This is a genomic window from Arthrobacter sp. JDC6 (assembly GCF_056484025.1).
In genome coordinates this window covers 3301420-3316502 of record NZ_CM151278.1, presented here as the reverse complement: position 1 = coordinate 3316502, position 15083 = coordinate 3301420, and the positions used below count along the sequence as shown (strand labels likewise).

The 15083-nt window shown below is 66.3% G+C and carries 18 protein-coding genes; 10 read left to right on the top strand and 8 right to left on the bottom strand.

Translation table 11 applies throughout. The annotated features are described in order from the left end of the window. Window positions 1-152: 152 nt before the first annotated feature. On the top strand, window positions 153-1847 hold the full coding sequence (locus tag ACV095_RS15390) for an amidohydrolase (protein WP_478222206.1): 1695 nt from the start codon (window positions 153-155) through the stop codon (window positions 1845-1847). Further along, window positions 1844-3097, top strand: coding sequence for a M20 family metallo-hydrolase (locus ACV095_RS15385; RefSeq protein WP_478222205.1), 1254 nt, complete (start codon window positions 1844-1846; stop codon window positions 3095-3097). Before ACV095_RS15390 ends, ACV095_RS15385 begins: the two co-directional genes overlap by 4 nt. A gap of 78 nt (window positions 3098-3175) precedes the next feature. Here ACV095_RS15385 and ACV095_RS15380 read toward each other — a convergent pair whose 3' ends face one another. Next, window positions 3176-3814, bottom strand: coding sequence for a TetR/AcrR family transcriptional regulator (locus ACV095_RS15380; RefSeq protein WP_478222204.1), 639 nt, complete (start codon window positions 3812-3814; stop codon window positions 3176-3178). Window positions 3815-3891: 77 nt separating this feature from the next. On the opposite strand from ACV095_RS15380, the gene ACV095_RS15375 reads away from it, so the two are divergent. Together ACV095_RS15375 and ACV095_RS15370 are read left to right on the top strand one after the other, a co-directional pair. Then, window positions 3892-4407, top strand: coding sequence for a cupin domain-containing protein (locus ACV095_RS15375; RefSeq protein ID WP_026265952.1), 516 nt, complete (start codon window positions 3892-3894; stop codon window positions 4405-4407). Between the two features lie 10 nt (window positions 4408-4417). Next, a complete protein-coding gene (locus ACV095_RS15370; protein ID WP_478222203.1) occupies window positions 4418-5512 on the top strand; it encodes a HoxN/HupN/NixA family nickel/cobalt transporter in 1095 nt (364 codons plus the stop codon). A gap of 24 nt (window positions 5513-5536) precedes the next feature. Here the strand turns inward: ACV095_RS15370 and ACV095_RS15365 are convergent, their stop codons facing one another. Beyond that, window positions 5537-6199 carry a TetR/AcrR family transcriptional regulator gene (locus ACV095_RS15365; protein ID WP_134165575.1) on the bottom strand — a complete coding sequence of 221 codons (663 nt, stop codon included), beginning with the start codon at window positions 6197-6199 and terminating at the stop codon, window positions 5537-5539. A 98-nt stretch (window positions 6200-6297) separates the two neighbouring features. On the opposite strand from ACV095_RS15365, the gene ACV095_RS15360 reads away from it, so the two are divergent. The 3 genes from ACV095_RS15360 to ACV095_RS15350 are packed head-to-tail and all read left to right on the top strand — an operon-like array spanning window position 6298 to window position 8134. Beyond that, window positions 6298-6747, top strand: coding sequence for a nuclear transport factor 2 family protein (locus ACV095_RS15360; protein WP_134165576.1), 450 nt, complete (start codon window positions 6298-6300; stop codon window positions 6745-6747). Further along, window positions 6744-7634 (top strand): NAD(P)H-binding protein, encoded by an 891-nt coding sequence (locus ACV095_RS15355; RefSeq protein WP_134165577.1) that lies wholly within the window; start codon window positions 6744-6746, stop codon window positions 7632-7634. Before ACV095_RS15360 ends, ACV095_RS15355 begins: the two co-directional genes overlap by 4 nt. 20 nt (window positions 7635-7654) lie before the next feature. Continuing rightward, window positions 7655-8134: a nucleoside deaminase gene (locus ACV095_RS15350; RefSeq protein WP_478222202.1), complete on the top strand. Its 480-nt coding sequence runs from the start codon at window positions 7655-7657 to the stop codon at window positions 8132-8134. A 17-nt stretch (window positions 8135-8151) separates the two neighbouring features. On the opposite strand, the gene ACV095_RS15345 is transcribed toward ACV095_RS15350, so the two are convergent. From ACV095_RS15345 to ACV095_RS15320, 6 genes are all read right to left on the bottom strand, one after another. Next, a complete protein-coding gene (locus tag ACV095_RS15345) occupies window positions 8152-8544 on the bottom strand; it encodes a type II toxin-antitoxin system VapC family toxin (RefSeq protein WP_478222201.1) in 393 nt (130 codons plus the stop codon). Further along, window positions 8541-8807, bottom strand: coding sequence for a type II toxin-antitoxin system Phd/YefM family antitoxin (locus ACV095_RS15340; protein WP_026265951.1), 267 nt, complete (start codon window positions 8805-8807; stop codon window positions 8541-8543). The genes ACV095_RS15345 and ACV095_RS15340 overlap by 4 nt, the downstream gene beginning before the upstream one ends. A 46-nt stretch (window positions 8808-8853) precedes the next feature. Further along, window positions 8854-9627 (bottom strand): DeoR/GlpR family DNA-binding transcription regulator, encoded by a 774-nt coding sequence (locus ACV095_RS15335; protein WP_268002749.1) that lies wholly within the window; start codon window positions 9625-9627, stop codon window positions 8854-8856. A gap of 135 nt (window positions 9628-9762) precedes the next feature. Beyond that, window positions 9763-10767 carry a 4-hydroxythreonine-4-phosphate dehydrogenase PdxA gene (pdxA, locus tag ACV095_RS15330; protein ID WP_018770445.1) on the bottom strand — a complete coding sequence of 335 codons (1005 nt, stop codon included), beginning with the start codon at window positions 10765-10767 and terminating at the stop codon, window positions 9763-9765. Then, window positions 10767-11969: a four-carbon acid sugar kinase family protein gene (locus ACV095_RS15325; protein ID WP_478222200.1), complete on the bottom strand. Its 1203-nt coding sequence runs from the start codon at window positions 11967-11969 to the stop codon at window positions 10767-10769. Before ACV095_RS15325 ends, pdxA begins: the two co-directional genes overlap by 1 nt. Next, window positions 11966-12955 carry a 2-keto-3-deoxygluconate permease gene (locus ACV095_RS15320; RefSeq protein ID WP_018770443.1) on the bottom strand — a complete coding sequence of 330 codons (990 nt, stop codon included), beginning with the start codon at window positions 12953-12955 and terminating at the stop codon, window positions 11966-11968. Before ACV095_RS15320 ends, ACV095_RS15325 begins: the two co-directional genes overlap by 4 nt. A gap of 208 nt (window positions 12956-13163) precedes the next feature. Between ACV095_RS15320 and ACV095_RS15315 the strand changes: the two genes are divergently transcribed. The 3 genes from ACV095_RS15315 to ACV095_RS15305 all read left to right on the top strand — a co-directional run bounded on the left by ACV095_RS15315 (window position 13164) and on the right by ACV095_RS15305 (window position 14978). Further along, window positions 13164-13370, top strand: coding sequence for a DUF4177 domain-containing protein (locus ACV095_RS15315; protein WP_018770442.1), 207 nt, complete (start codon window positions 13164-13166; stop codon window positions 13368-13370). Between the two features lie 45 nt (window positions 13371-13415). Beyond that, window positions 13416-13820 carry a hypothetical protein gene (locus ACV095_RS15310; RefSeq protein WP_478222199.1) on the top strand — a complete coding sequence of 135 codons (405 nt, stop codon included), beginning with the start codon at window positions 13416-13418 and terminating at the stop codon, window positions 13818-13820. Window positions 13821-13982: 162 nt separating this feature from the next. Continuing rightward, on the top strand, window positions 13983-14978 hold the full coding sequence (locus tag ACV095_RS15305; protein WP_478222198.1) for a metallophosphoesterase family protein: 996 nt from the start codon (window positions 13983-13985) through the stop codon (window positions 14976-14978). Window positions 14979-15083: the final 105 nt, after the last annotated feature.

Genomic DNA, 15083 nt, shown 5'->3' with positions numbered 1-15083 from the left:
CATTTTATGCAAAAGCCTAAAGTTTGACCATGAAACAGCGTTCTATATCCATTGAAGGCAGCGATATCACAGAGTTGAATGGACGGAGCCGCACTTTCAGGCCGCGGCCTTAACTCCTCGGAAAGGCCCGGGGACCCTAGCAAAGAGGATCCATGCCCTTCGATCTCCTGATTCGCAATGCACGCATACTGACCCAGGATGCCTCCCGCCCCACCGCGACAAGCCTGCTCATTCACGACGGCAGAATCCTCGATGTGGATCCCGACGCCAGCCTTTGCGGCCACGCCCTCTGGACCATTGATGCCGCCGGAACCACGATTGTCCCTGGGTTCAATGACGTCCACGCGCACAGTGTCTGGTTCGGTCTGGGGCTCATGGAGGCCAACGCAGGGGCAGCGGCAAATCTGGACGGGCTGTACCAGATCATCGCCGAGGCCGCCGCCGAAATGGCCCCGGGGGAGTGGGTTGTGGCATCCGGTTACAGCCCGCTGCTGCTCGACGGCCAGCAACCGGACAGGGACCGGTTGGATGCGGCGGCAGGGGGACGTCCAGTGTGGATCAAACACTCCTCCGGCCACGCCTGCACGCTCAACGGCGTAGCACTGGAGCTCGTAGCCGCCCAGGCCGATCTCAGTGCACCGATCGAAGGCGGAGCCGTCGTCATGGGCGAAGATGGCCTGCCGACGGGGCTGCTGGAGGAAAACGCCATGCGATTGGTGCAGGACATACTGCTGCCGTATCCGCTGGAGACCATTGAACGCGCACTGGATCTGGCCACGTCACACTATCTGTCCGAAGGAATTACCAGCGTCACGGATGCGGGCATCGCCGGTGGCTGGATCGGCTATTCGCCGCGGGAGTTCGCCGCGTACCAGAATGCCCGCGACAAGGGGATGCTGAGCGTCAGGATGCAGCCAATGCTGGTTATGGATGCCCTCCACGATGTGCCCGGCCACGCCGATGACCCGGCCTCCATTGGCCTCGACGCCGGAATCCGCACCGGCTTGGGCGACGATTGGCTGCGCCTGGGACCGGTGAAGATCTTCAGCGACGGTTCGCTCCTGGGCAGTACCGCCTACATGACCGAGGACTATGTCGGCTGCACCCACAACCACGGCTACCTGCAAATGGACGCGGACCAGCTGCGCGAGTCGGCGCTCAGCGCCTACCGTGCTGGCTGGGCGATTGCGATGCATGCCATCGGTGACCACGCGATCGACCACGCCATTGACGTCATCACTGAGGCGCAGGAAAAGTTCGGTTCCAACGCACAGCCCAACCGGATCGAGCACGGCGGCGTGGTCCGCCCCGATCAGCTTGACCGGATAGCCCGGGCCGGCATCGTGCTGGTCCCGCAGCCGCACTTCATCACCGAGTTTGGAGACGGTATGGCCCGCCTGCTGGGCCCCAAACGCACCTCGTGGTCCTATCCCGCCAAAAGCCTGCTGAAGCGAGGAGTTACACTGCCGGGAAGTTCAGACCGACCCGTCTCCAACGGCCGGCCCCTGGATGTCATGCAGTCGTTCGTGGAGCGGCTGACTCCTTCAGGGGACGTGTACGGCCCGGCCGAAAGGATCACCGCGGCCGAAGCGCTGGCAGCCTATACCACGGGATCGGCCGCCGCCACGGGAGCCGGGCACATCAAGGGCCGCTTGGCACCGGGGTACCTGGCGGACCTCGTGTTCCTGGACCAGGACCCCACCGCCGTGGACCCCTCAAACATCTCAGCCACCCGCGTGCTCGCCACCATGGTGGGCGGGCAAATCCGTTTCGGCGAGGAAAATCTGCCGGCGCCGGTCCGCGCCACAGACCTTGAGGCAGCATTGACAGGGAAGGAAACCCCATGAGCACCGCACACGACGAGTTCCTCGCAGACTTCGCCACGATGTCTGGCTTCGGCGCCACGCCCGGGGGAGGCGTGGACCGGCAGGCCGGCACGGCCGCAGACCATGCCACGCGGGCATGGTTCAGCCAATGGCTGGCCCAGCACGGCTATACCGAATCAGTGGACGGGGCAGGCAACCAGTTCGGCACCCTGGACCTGGTCGCCGGCGCCCCCTATGTGCTGGTCGGCTCACACCTGGACTCCCAGCCGCTGGCCGGCCGGTACGACGGGGCCTATGGCGTGCTCGCAGCGGCCCATGCAGGCGCCCGCGTCGCTGCTGAAGTCCAGGCCGGAAAGCTCCGCCCGACCTACAACCTGGCCGTTGTGAACTGGTTCAACGAGGAAGGCAGCCGCTTCGCGCCCAGCATGATGGGAAGCTCTGTCTTCACCGGGAAGCTGCCGCTTGAGGACGCGCTTGCCACCGCAGACCCTGCCGGAATCACAGTGGCGGAAGCCCTAGCCGCCGGACACAGCACTTCGCAAGGAAACGCCCCGGTCCTCGCCGAGGTTGCACGCTATGCCGAGATCCACATCGAGCAGGGCAGGAACCTGGAAGAAACCGACACCCAAGTGGGGATCGTGGACCGCACCTGGGCCGCCAGCAAGTACCGGGTTACCGTGGACGGAGCCCAGTCACACACTGGCGCCACCCGCATGGAGGACCGCCGTGACGCCCTCTTTGGGGCCGCGCTGGTCATCGCCGCCGCTCGTGAACTGACTGCGGAATTCGAGCCCGGGCTGCTGCACACATCGGTATCCGAGCTGTATGTACTGCCGAACTCACCGGTCACCATCGCCCGCCAGGTCCTGATGAACCTGGACCTGCGTTCCCCCGACGAGTCCGTCCTGGGCGTGGCCATGGAACGGCTGGGCAAGAGGATTGTCGACGCCGAGGCAGATTCCCGGACGGAGATCCGCCTGGACCTGACGCACAACTGGGGTGTGGTGTCCTACCAGTCCAAGGGCGCGGCCTTGGGCAGGGTAAGCGCAGAGAGTCTGGGCTACAGCCACAGGGACGTGATGACCGTCGCCGGGCACGATTCCACCAACATGAAGGATGTGGTTCCGACCGTCATGCTCTTCGTTCCCAGCGTCGAAGGCATCTCGCACAACGAAGCGGAGTACACCCGCGACGACGACGCGTTGCGCGGCGTCGAACTGTTGACGGACGTCACGCGGCGGCTTGTCTGCGGCGAATTGGAAGAGGACTGAGCCGGTAGCCTTTCGAACCAGGCGTTTCGGGGAAGGTTAAGAGGCATGAGCGGTAGGGCCTTGCCCGCTTGGGTGGCCCTACTGTCCTGGCACGGGGGCGCCGGCGCCCCGCCGCAGGCCGGCCGTCACCCCAGCCAAGTCCGTCATGGCGTGGACGGCGTCCTCATTTGCGAGCCCGTTCTCGTGGCAGAGGGAACGCCAGGTCCAGAAGGACACCGCGTGGGCGACGACGGCGCGCAGCCTGGCGCTGCCTGGCTCCGGAAATGCCTCCAGGAGGCGGTCACGGAATAACGTGTCGCGCTCCCGGAGGCCTGTGCGGTGCTTTTCCGGAAGGGCGGCCCAATCGCCGTAGATGTTCCTGAGCATTGGCTCGCCGTCGCGGTAGAACCGGTACAGGTCTGTGAGTCCGGCATGGAGGCGTTGGAGGGGGTCCGGGTGCTCACACCACGCCGAAGGATCTGGCAGCTGCTGTTGTGAAAGCCAGTGCGAGGAGCAGGCGGAGAACAGCGCTTCCTCGTCGGCGAAATGACGGTAGACCGTCAGCCGGGTGACCTGGGCCTGCTCGGCGATGCCCGCAATGGTGGTCCGGGCAGGGCCGACTGACCCGTGGAGCGCCACCGCCGCGTCCACGATGCGCTGCCGGGTGGTGTCCACCTGCTCGGCACGCTTGTTCATCTGGTACTTGCGCGCTTTGGCTGAACGCTGCTGTTCACTCAAAGTATTGACACCGGTCCTGCGTGGGCTGACAATTCGATATACACCACTGTATATCGAAATTGAAAGGGATGGATGCCATGGGCGCTGAGGAGGCTCCGCGGCTGACAGTCGTGCAGCCTGGGGAGGGACGCCAGGGCAGTCTCGGAAGTATCGGGGTTGTCTTCAAACTGTTCGGTGAACACACCAACGAGCAGATCTCCATCGTGGAACACCCGTTTCCGGTGGGGGCCTTGGTTCCAGTGCATATGCACAGCCGTGAGGACGAATACTCAATCGTCCTGGAAGGCGAGATCGGATTCCGGTCCGGTGAGCGCGAGGCAGTGCTGGGCGCCGGGGGCTACATCACCAAGCCGCGCGGCGAACTGCACACCATGTGGAATGCGGGGAAAGTTCCGGCGCGGATGATCGAAGTCATCAGCCCGGCCGGGTTCGAGCATTTCTTCTGGGGACTGGCCGACCAGCTTGAAGCCGGTGGACCGCCGGACCCTGAAGCCATCGGCAAACTGGCCGCAGAATACGGCCTCCAGTTCGGCGAGGCGCCATGGCTGCCGGACATCATCGCCCGGTACGGGCTAAATCCACCGATGGGCTGACGGGAAGGCCATGGGCCTCCAGGTTCCCCTTTACCGAACGGGACGGCGACGTGGCCCCGCCGCGCAGAAGCCGGGCGCGCCGCTGGCCGGAATGGCCGCCGTCGTACTTCTGCTGCACGCGGTGGGCTGGGGAGTGCTGGTGCTGGGCGTCGTCCCGCAGAACCTCCTCCTCGGCTCCAGCCAGGTCTTCGGACTGGGGATCGGGCTAGGTGCCTACCTGCTGGGCATGCGCCACGCCTTCGACGTGGACCACATCGCAGCCATCGACGGCACCACCCGAAAGCTCATGGGTGAAGGCCTTCGCCCCGTCACTGTCGGTTTCTGGTTCTCCCTTGGCCACTCCAGCATCGTCCTTGGCCTCTGCCTGCTGCTGGCTGCGGGAGCCCGCAGCCTGGGAAACCAGCTCGGAGATGGCGCCTCGTGGTGGCGGGAGGTCCTGGGACCAGTAGGCGCCACCATCTCAGGACTGTTCCTTTACCTCCTGGCCTTCCTCAACCTTGCCCTGCTGGTCCGCGTCGCCACGGACTTCCGCTGGCTGCGGGCGGGGCAGCCGGGATTGGGGACGACTGTCGAGGTCCCGGGCCTTCTGGTCCGCCTGCTGCGCCCGGTCCTGCGCAGCATCACCCGGCCCGCCCAGATGTATTGGGTGGGGCTGCTGTTCGGCCTGGGATTCGATACGGCCACCGAGGTGGCGCTGCTGGTTGTGGCCGGGGGAGCGGCGGCGGTGGAACTTCCCTGGTACGCCGTCCTCACCCTGCCCGTCCTCTTCGCGGCGGGCATGAGCCTGCTTGACAGCCTGGATGGATGGTTCATGAACGCGGCCTACGGTTGGGCGTTCGCGCACCCGCGCCGGAGGCTGCTGTACAACCTGCTGTTGACCGGGCTCTCGGCCACCGTGGCGCTGGGTGTGGGGACCGTGGAACTGCTGTCCGTGGTTACGGCGCATACGGGAGTGGTTTCCGGGGTCTTTGCGGCCATCGGCGGCATCGATCTGACGGGGCTTGGCTACGCCGTGGTGGGCTTGTTTGTTCTCGCCTGGCTGGCCGGGGTCTTCATCTGGAGGTTCCGGGGCGGCTCGCCCACTGCTGCCAGCCTGGAGGAGTGAGCCGCATTTTGGTTCCAGTTTGCCTCAGCCTTCCGGCAGGAGGTTGGCCGCCAAGGTACGGGCCATGAATCGTCCGAAATGCTCGGCACTCCAGCCGCGCTTGAGGACCAGGGTTTCGTAGAGCTCGGCCGAGGTGCTCATGAAGAAGACGTCGGCCACTTCCTCCGCCGTCAGGCCCGGCCGCAGGAATCCCCTCCCGAGCACCTGGCGCGCGTTGTGCAGCATCCGTTGGTACCGCCCGTCATCAACGTCGCGCAGGAGCGCGGCCATGTCCTGGTCCCCGCTCGCCGCGGCGTCCCGGATGAGGAGGTAGACGGGGGAGCCCAGCGGGCTCACCTCGGAAATGAAGCGGCCGAACTGCTCCATGAGTTGGCGGGGATCGGTGACCGTGGCCTGGGCGCGGTCCGACCGCTCTTCCGCCGGCGGGCCGCCGGCGCCCAGCAGGCTCTGTTCGTAGATGGCCCGCACCAGCCCAGGCTTTCCGCCGAACCCCTTGTACACGGACTCCTTGGAGACGCCGGCCGCGTGGGCGATGGCGGCGATGGTGGTCCGGCCGTAGCCGTGGGCCAGGAACAGCGCGCGGGACTGGGCCAGCACCCGTTTCCTGGCTTCCCCGGCAGCCTCCTGCCGGCGCCGGGCGTCGTAGCTGCGGGAGCGGGGTGGCGCACCATTGACCGCGGGTCCCATCGGGCTTAAGCTCCTTGTATCAGTTAGATACAGCTAACTGTATCAAATTCAGCGTACCAGCCTCTCCGCCTCCCGCGACGGAACCTAAGGAGCAGATCATGGACGCTTCAGGAATCGAGCGCGTCCCCGAAGGCCCGGTCCGGCGCATGCTGGCCGCGGCCAACCGCCATGACCTCGAGGCCATGGTGTCCCAGTTCGCGGAGGACTACCGGAACACCACCCCCGTCCACCCGGCCCGCAGCTTCACGGGCTCCGCGCAGGTCCGGAAGAACTGGACGGCGCTCTTTGCCGGCCTGCCGGACCTCACCCTGACGGTCCATGACGCGGCAACCGGACCGGACGGCAAGGTCTGGATGGAATGGAGCAACCGCGGCACCCGGCCGGACGGATCCGTGCAGCAAGCCGCAGGGGTGGCCATCTTCACCCTCCGCGGCGACAAAATTGCCGCGGCCGAGTTCTACCTCGAACCCGTGGACCAGGACTCCGGCGACGTGAACCAGGCCGTCCGGGAGGCAGTCCATGGTGCGGCCGGAGGTGACCGGTCATGATCCTGGTGGTCGGCGGTACAGGCCGCCTTGGCCGCGCCGTGGTTCCCCTGCTCGTTGCCGCAGGGCAACAGGTCCGCATCATGGCCCGGGGCAAGTCCCAGCCCTTCCCGCAAAAGATGGGCGACGGCGTCGAAATCCTTCACGGGGACCTCGGCTCCGACGCGGACTGCCGGCAAGCCGTGGCTGGCTGCACTGGGGTGGTGTTCGCGGCGTCGGGGTTCGGGATCAAGGACTCCAGCCCGCGTGCGGTCGACCGCGACGGCGCCATCCGGCTGGTCCGCGCGGCGGCCGCGGCCGGAGTGCGGCACGTGGTGATGATGTCCATGCCCGGCGCTGCCGCTGACGGGCCCATCGATTTCCTGCGCTGCAAAGCCGCGGCCGAGGACGCCGTGCGCTCCTCCGGCATGGACTGGACGATCGTCCGGATCGGCGCCCTCCTGGAACAGCGGCTTGAGATCATGACGGCGCCGCTTGAGTCGAAGGGCAAGGTGCCCGTGTTCGGCTCGGGGTCCGCCCCGGTGACCTATACCTCGGTCCGGGACGCGGCCGCCGTCGTGGTCCGTGCCCTCCGCGACCCGGCGCTGCGGAACCGCGTCATCGAATGGGGCTCGCAGACGCTCACCGCACATGAGGTGGCGGAGGCTCTGCTTGCCCGGGCCGGCCATGGATCAATCCAGCGGGTTCCGGCCGCCGCCGTACGGCTGCTGTCCGTGGCGGCCAGGCCGTTTTCACCGTTCCTTGCCCGGGTGGCGGGTGCCGCGGCCTGGGAGGAATCAGGGGCGGCGGCGTTCGAGTTTGGTCCCGCGCGGGCCGAGTTTCCCGACATCCCTGTTACCGGGCTGCAGCAGGTCCTCGAGGCATCAGGCGCTCCGGGATCTCTGGCGTAGCCGCGTGCAACAATGGCGCCATGACCCACGAACAGCACGAATCCGCCGCGCCGGTGCTGGACACCGCCGCCCACCCCGCATTCGAAGCCGCCTACCAGGCCGCCCAAAAGAGCCTGGCCGAGGGCGGCATCCCCATCGGGGCGGCGCTCGCCCGGGACGGCGTGGTGGTTGCCAGCGGGCATAACGAGCGGGTCCAGAACGCCGATCCGATCGCGCACGGGGAGATGTCCGCACTGCGCGCCGCCGGCCGGCAAAAGAGCTACCGGGACACCACGCTCTACACCACGCTGGCACCCTGTGCCATGTGCGCGGGAACCATCATCCAGTTCAAGATCCCCCGCGTGGTGGTGGGGGAGGCACAAACGTTCGACGGCGAACTGGAGTTTTTGCGGTCACGCGGGGTTGAGGTGGTGGTCCTGGACGATCAGCGCTGCGTGGACATGATGCGCACCTTCCAGTCCGACCACCCGGAACTGTGGGCCGAGGACATCGCGGAGTAGGGGTGCGAGGCAGCTGGTTAGCTGCCCGGGGAGGTCGTGTGAAGTCCTGCTCGGGTTGCTGCCCCCAGCAGTTCCTTGCCGAAGGCGATCAACCGGTCAGCTTCAAGCCTGATCGCAGCCGCGAGGTGGATCACGTCCGCGCTGCGCAATTTACCTGGCAGTGCGGCCGCGTACAGGAGGTCTGAACGCGTCAGGTCCACGAGGTTGATTCCGTTCAACACCGCGTTGACCAGTTCCGGCGGCAGGCCGCGGCGGTTGGCGGCGCAGTGCAACTCCGTGTGAAGGAGCATCGAGGCAACAAGTCGGTCACCCCGCTGCGCCGCCGTTGAAAGAAACTCCGCAGTGGGACCGGACTCAGGTTCCTCGACCACCAGTTTCAGGGCCGCCGACGTGTCGACGTACAGAATCACCGGTCGCCGCGGAGGTCGGCGATTATGTCGGCCGTGCCCACATCAGACGTCACGCGTTGGAGCAACTGGAAGTCGACCGGGCTTTCCGCGGCCTGCCGCACGCTGCCGGACAGGAGCAGACGCTCGAAGGGTGAGGCTGCAGGCGGGATAAGGGTGGCGGCAACTTCGCCGTTATTCGTGACATCTATGGTTTCGCCGTTCTTCACCCGCTCCAGGATTTTGCTGCTTTGATTCCTTAGCTCGCGGTGGGGGATCGTTGTCATGGCACACCTCCGTAGCAATCGTAGCATTCGCTTCGAAGCCTAGGACTCAACGACTGACCGCAGCCACCTCAACCTGTACCCCTGCGTCCCGGAACTTCTGCACCTGGGCGGGGTCGGCGCCGTCGTCCGTCACCAAAGTCCACGGCAGCGCCAGCCGCACCCAGGCGTGGAACGGCCGCAGCCCCAGCTTGGAGGAGTCGGCCAAAACATAGACTTCCCGGCCGCGCCGGGCCATGAGCTCCTTGAGCCGGGTCTGGGCATGGTCGGCTTCGCAGATGCCGTCCTCGGCCGTGACGGCGTCGGCGCCCAGGAACACGCGGTCAAAGCTCATCCGCTCCAGCGCCGCCTCCGCCAGCGGACCCACAAAACTCTGCGAAAGGCTGCGCAGCCGGCCGCCCAGGCAGTCCACCTCGATGCCCTCGGACTCGGCCAGTTCCTGCATGGTGTTGATGCCCGGCGTGGTGACCGCGAGCTTCCCGAACCCGCGCAGTTCGTGGGCCAGGGCACCCACGGTGGAGCCGGCGTCGAGCAGGATGTTCTCCCCGGGCCGGATCACGGCCGCCGCCCACCGGGCGATGGCGTGCTTCTGCTCGAACGCCTCGCCGGTGCGCTGCCGCAGCGACGCCTCGGGGTGGGCGCCCAGTGCCATGGCACCGCCGTAGGTGCGGGCCAGCCGGCCCTGCCCGTTCAGCAAAGCCAGGTCGCGGCGGATGGTGGAGGCCGTCACCTGGAACCGGGCGGAGAGCTCCTCCACGGAGGCCAGGCCGGTGGTCACGGCAAGGTGGTAGATCTCCTCACGCCGCGCGTTTGCGCTGAGCATTCCCGGTCTCCTCCCGTGGGCATGGCGGTGGCAGTGCTAACCATGCTAGTTCCGGCTCCGGCAAGTTCCGCAGCCAGGAGCCGGCAAAACGGCCGGTCAGCAATATTACGCTGACCGGCCGATTCTTCCGTGCGGCTAGACGGCCTCGTCGCGCGACGGCGCCAGGTCCACTGCCTGCCGCAGTGCCTCCAGCAGCGACTCATGGTCCGCGATGTTTTTGCCCGCGATGTCGAACGCCGTGCCGTGGTCCACGGACGTGCGCACCACGGGCAGGCCCACCGTGATGTTCACGCCGTTCTCCAGGCCCAAAACCTTGACGGGGCCGTGGCCCTGGTCGTGGTACTGGGCCACCACCAGGTCGAAGTCGCCGCGGCCGGCCAGGAAGAACAGGGTGTCCGCCGGGAGCGGGCCAAAGGCGTCGATCCCGTCCGCCTGGGCCTTCTCGATGCCCGGCTGGATCTTCTCCGCCTCCTCGCCGTAGCCGAACAGCCCGTTCTCGCCCGCGTGCGGGTTGATGGCGCACACGGCGATCCGCGGATTCTCGATGCCGGACGCGCGCAGCAGTTCATAGCCCCGCTTAATGGTCCGGTACACCAGGTCGCCGTTGATCTTGGCGATCGCATCGATCAGGCCGATGTGGGTGGTCACGTGGATGACGCGCATCTTGGGCGCCGTCAGCATCATGGACACTTCCTCGGTGCCGGTCAGTTCGGCAAGGAGTTCGGTGTGGCCGGGGAACTTGTGCCCGGCCGCGTGCAGCGCCGCCTTGTTCAGCGGCCCGGTGCAGATGGCGTCCACCTGCCGGTCCATGGCCAGCTGGACGGCCTTCTCGATAAAGAGGTAGGACCCGTGTCCGGCGGCGGCGGAGAGCTCGCCCCAGGCAAGGTCCTCCGGGATGCAGTCGATGTCCAGCACGTCGATGGTGCCTTCCTCGAACAAAGCCTCGGACGGCTCCAGGACCGGGCGCAGGGTCAGCGGGCTGGCGACGATGTCCGCTGCCAGCCGCATCCGGCGGAGGTCGCCGATGACCAGCATCCGCGCCTTTGACCGAAGCTCCGCGTCAGCAAGCGCTTTGACGATGATTTCCGGGCCAATGCCGGCCGCATCGCCCATGGTGATGGCAACAATCGGGCGTCCCATTATTTGATACTCATTTCAGTCGTGGTGGCAGTAAGGAAGTTGGTGGTCCGGGCCAGGGTCCCGGCGTCGCCGAACGCGCCGGCCTTGGTGACCAGCAGGGGAAGTGACCCGGGAAGCAGGCTCATCACGACGCCGGGCTCAATCTCTCCGAGGATGGTGAAGCTGCCGGCGCCGAGGGCTTTCAGGACCGCCGTGGCCGTCTCCCCGCCGGTGAGGACCAGGGCGTCGCAGTGCCCGATGCCCGCCGCGGTGGCACGGGCCAGGGCCGCCGCCACAACAAGTGCCTGCGACTTGTCCACGGCGCCCATGGGGTCCGGGGTCAGCACCACGTTTGTCCGCGCCATCGCCTGGGCAACCAGGCGCGGAACCGCAGTGTCGTCCAGGGTGGCGTGGTCCAGGGTGATGTGGTCAGCCCCGGCCGCGACCAGCTCCCCAATCTGCTGCCGGGCAAGGGCGGAGTAGCTGCCGATCACGGTCAGTGTCCGGCTGACGCGCCGAAGCTGCGCGTTTTGCGCACCGGCACGTTCTGCTCGTTCCGCGATGTGCCCTGCCAGGCCGCCGGAGCCCACCAGGAGGGCGGGAAAGTCCAGCAGGTCCGCGGCAGCCGCGATGGCCTTGAGGTCATCGTCGGAGACGGCGTCCAGTACGACGGCGTCAATTCCGCGTTCCTGCACGTCCCGCAGGTGCCGCGCGATTTCCTCCGGCGTGCGTCCGGTTGTTCCGGCGACTTCGGCGGTGAGGCCGCCGGCGGCGAGTGCCGCGGCGGTGTCCCCGTCAAAGTTCCCTGCGGTGTTGGGAACACCGTTGACGTGCACGATGCCGCCGAGGGTGGTCCGTCCCGTGCCCGGGAACGCGGGGGCAACAACGGCCAGGCCTTTGCCGCGGCCCTGGGCGAGCCGCTCCAGTGTTGCCGCCACTTCCACGCCCACGTTGCCGCGCAGCAGTGAATCAATCTTCTTGAAGACCCGCCGGTGCTGGCCCAGGGCCCGGCCGGCCGCCGTGGTGACGGCCTTGGCTGCGTCCGCGGGAGGCAGGTAGCGGCTCTCGGTATTGATCGAAAGAATCCCGGCGTCGGGCCAAGCGCTGTCGATGTCGAGGATGACGGAACTGCTGTGCGTGGGCCCGTAGGCTGCGGCCGCATCCGCCGCTCCCGTCAGGTCGTCGGCAATGATTGCCCAGCGCATGGCTGCGTTGGTGTTCATACTGCTGGGGACACCTCGAGAGTCTCCACGGTCTGCTTGGCTTTCAGGCGCTTAGCGTACCAAGCGACCATGAGGGGGCAGCCGATGGCGGTGACCACCACGGAGGCGGCAACCAGCACGGTGGCGGGGCCGGCTGCGGGAGCGTAGGCCGGATTGGCTGCCGCCACCAGCATGGGAACGGTGGCTGCGTTGCCGGCCGTGGTGGCTGCCGCCAGGCCGGCAATGCCCGAGCCGCCGGTCAGCTTGTCCGCAAGGAAGAGCACGGCGCCGCCGGCGATGAGGACGAACAGACCGAGCGCCACTCCCAGCAGTCCCGCGTTGACAACCTGTCCCAGGTTCAGGCCGAAGCCCAGCGCGAGGGCGAAGAACGGAATGAGGACGGGGGCCGCGGAGGACAGGAATTTGCGCATGGCCGGATCCAGGGCGCCCAGGATGGCTCCGAGGAGCAGGGGGATGATGGCACCCACCAAGGCCTGCCACGGGAAGGCGGACAGTCCGGCGACGCCGAGGGTCACCATGGTCAGGAAGGGGCCGGATTCCAGGGTCATGACGGAGTAGGCCGCCACATCCTTGGGCTTGCCGTACTGGCCCATCAGGGCCATGTACATTCCGCCGTTGGTGTCATTGAGGGCCGCCAGGATGGCCAGGACAGAAAGGCCCGACAGGATCCCACCGTCAATGGGAAGTTCGCCCAGGAACCTGCCGGCGATGACGCCGATGATGATCGCGAACAGGACCTTGCTGCCGAAGAGGACGCCGCCCTTTTTCAGGATGTACGGGGTGGCCTTGATATCGATGCTCGCGCCCATGCAGACGTAGAAGACCGCAAGGATGGTGGTGCCACCGGTGAAGAGTGCGCCGGTGAAGGAGCCGAAGAACTTGGCGGAATCCGGGGCGAAGGTGCCGAGAAGGGCACCGATCAGCAGGGGAATCAGCATCATGCCGCCGGGAACTTTTTCCATGGTGGCCTTGATTGGGACAGACATGAATCAACCTCATTGTTGTTGGGGGAGAGGGGCCGAGCAATCAGCTCGAAGCATGATGTAGATCATATGCCGCATTGCGCGTTTAGCGCAAGCTACCTTGCGTGAACCGCGCAGCACGTTGGAGGCCGGCATCGCGGTGTTGCGATGTCTCACGCTTCCCGCGAGTAGCATTGCTGCCACTTGACCAGCGTCGGAAGGAAGCAGCGCCATGCAGTACGTCGTCATGCAGGTGATCCTCAAGGAGAAACTGTGGGGAACCGGTTCGGGCAACCTGACCTCGCTGGAAAAAGCCATCAACGACCAGGCCGCAAAGGGCTACCGGCTCCACACCATCACCACGTCCAGCAGCGGGAGCAAGGGACTTGGCGGCGGTGACCGCATCCAGGCAACGATGGTCTTCGAGAGCCTGGTCTAGGTCCACACCGCCAATCGAGCCGCGACCCCTGAATAGCCCGCCGCGATGAGTCAGGCTGCTGTCCGGGAGGCCCGCCGACGATGGACCGGAACCATTGGGTGGATTTTGTTCGTCCTCGCCTCGATGGTCCTGATCGGCTATGGGATTGTGCGCGCCGATTTCTATTTCTGGCTGCCCACTCCGGCGGAGATGGAGGAGTCCTGGGTCGGTAACCGCTTCACCTACGGCGGATGCGTGATGTCGATCGCGGCCGCCATCTGGTCGCACCGTCGTGGCAACCCCGTCTGGGTGACTGTCTGCGTGGGGCTGCCGGGTGTGCTCGTGGGCTGGGCGGCACTGGTGGGGCCCTACAACCTGATGCGCTTCCTGGCCGCCGTCGTTGCGTTCCCACTGGCCCTGGGTGGCGTTGCTGAGGTTATCTGGGCGCGGGGCCGCCGACAACGGGGATAGCTGGGAAAGGCCTTCGGCATTCTTGGGCACCGCCCCCCGCAGGATTCACAGCACTCCACCCTTGACAGCCGGTCCAACGCGTAAGGAGGATCAAGGTGCCGGTGCGCGTGGCTGCCTAATGCACGCCGACCTGCGGTTTCGCTGCTCGAAAGGGGATACGGGATGCGGCAAGCACTCCCTCGCCACAAACCCTTCCGGCATGTAGCCGCAGTTTCCGCAGTCCTGCTGGCGCTCTCTGCCACGGCCTGCACGCCGAAGCCGCCGGAGCCCGCGCCTCCCGGGCCCGATGTCCATATCGCCGCGGTGGGCGACATGAACCCCGCCGACAACGTTGACCCTGACAGCCCGTCCGGGCGGAACGGCGCGGCGATAACCAAGCTTGTGGAGAACAATGAGATTGACGCGTTCCTGGGGCTGGGGGACTTCCAGTACGAGACCGGATACTGCGACAACTACGTGAAGACCTGGACACCGCTGTGGGGCGGCACCAAACCCAAGCTGTATTGGGTGTCCGCGCCCAATCACGACTGGGAACCCGGCCGCAACGAAGACCTGGCGAAGTTCATGAACGGCCAATGCCCGGGATCTCCCGAGAAGGCGGCGATCAACCAGGAGCGTGGATTCATCCCGAACGGCGAGCCGTACTCGAAGGACTTCGGCAACTGGCACTTCGCCTTCCTGTCGTCCGCGCTGTGGCGGTACGACAAAGCGGAAGCTTCGGCTGCAACCACGTGGCTGGACAAGGACCTCGCCGCCGCCCAAAAGGCGGGGAAGTACCTGGCTGTCGTGTACCACGAGCCCTACTTCACCTCGGATACGGAGGAGCACGGGCGGGCCGGTGACCAGAAGCCGTGGATCGACCTGATGTGGAAGTACAGGGTCCGGCTGACTTTGTCGGGGTCGCAGCACAACTACGAACGGTCCTGCCCGGTGAACAACGCGGACAAGTGCGTCAATGACGGGATGACGGCATTCCAGGTGTCCACCGGAGGTATCGATACGCGCCCGTTCATCAGCAAGCCAAAATACATCGCCAAGCGCTTCAGTGACACCCGCGGCTTCCTTCGGCTGACTCTGCACGGCGACGGGTCCTTCGACTGGAACTTCGTCCCCACCGCCGGCTCCAGCAAGGACTCGGGAACCCGCTCCGCACCCTAGGGCTGCACCCATGGAGATAGAACCCCGGTGACCTTCGCCTCTACATCCACCGACGCCTGGCAAGCAGACTGGAGCGCAAGAAGTGCGGAGCAGGGAGGTGGCTCG